Below are 654 nucleotides of genomic sequence, written 5' to 3'. Positions count from 1 at the left end.
ACAGCCTTGAGCTGGAGGAAAACATGAGTAAGAAGTATCAGGTAGAAAGCGATTTCGATGATCTGCACGGTAATCCGGATGATTCGGTTGCCTTGGATGTTGACCTTTCAGACTCAGATAACCCCATAATTACGGCGGCCCTGCTAAACAAGGACGACGACGATTACGTTCCTCCGAAGGAAGACACGGACGGAAAGAAAAAGCCGGAGAAATTCATCGACGACGATGATGACGACGACGAAGAGCTTTCCGAACTCGACTCCGACGAGGAGGAAGAGGAAGAAGAGGAAGAAGAGGAAGAAGAGGAAGAGGAAGAAGAAGAGGAAGAGGAAGAAGAGCCCGAGGACAAAAAGACCAAGTGGTCCAAGAAAGTCCAAGAGCGAATCGACCGAGAACGAGACCTCCGAGTTTCCGACAAGGCCGAATCCGACCAACGAATCGCAAAACTTGAGCGCACGAATGAACTTTTCCAAGCGCAGTCAAAGGACAAGGAAGACCAACGAGATGCCGACACAAAGCTGAGGGCGCTTCGAAAGAAGAAAGCCGCAGCGATTGAAGAGGGCGACACCGACGCGCAGGTTGATATCGATGATAAAATTCTCGACATCAAGTCTGACCGCAAGGTAAAAGCCTACGAGTTGAAGCAGCTCGAAG

The 654-nt window shown here is 50.2% G+C and carries 1 protein-coding gene; it reads left to right on the top strand.

The genetic code is table 11. The annotated features are described in order from the left end of the window. Nucleotides 1–23: 23 nt before the first annotated feature. Nucleotides 24–654, top strand: a 631-nt coding sequence (locus tag LN415_09915; GenBank protein ID MCJ2557396.1) for a hypothetical protein, incomplete at its 3' end; no start/stop codon positions are given.

The sequence above is a fragment of the Candidatus Thermoplasmatota archaeon genome, assembly GCA_022848865.1.
GTDB lineage: Archaea > Thermoplasmatota > Thermoplasmata > RBG-16-68-12 > JAGMCJ01 > JAGMCJ01.
The sequence above is the reverse complement of the archived record's forward strand: the minus strand, read 5'-3'. Positions and strand labels throughout refer to the sequence as shown.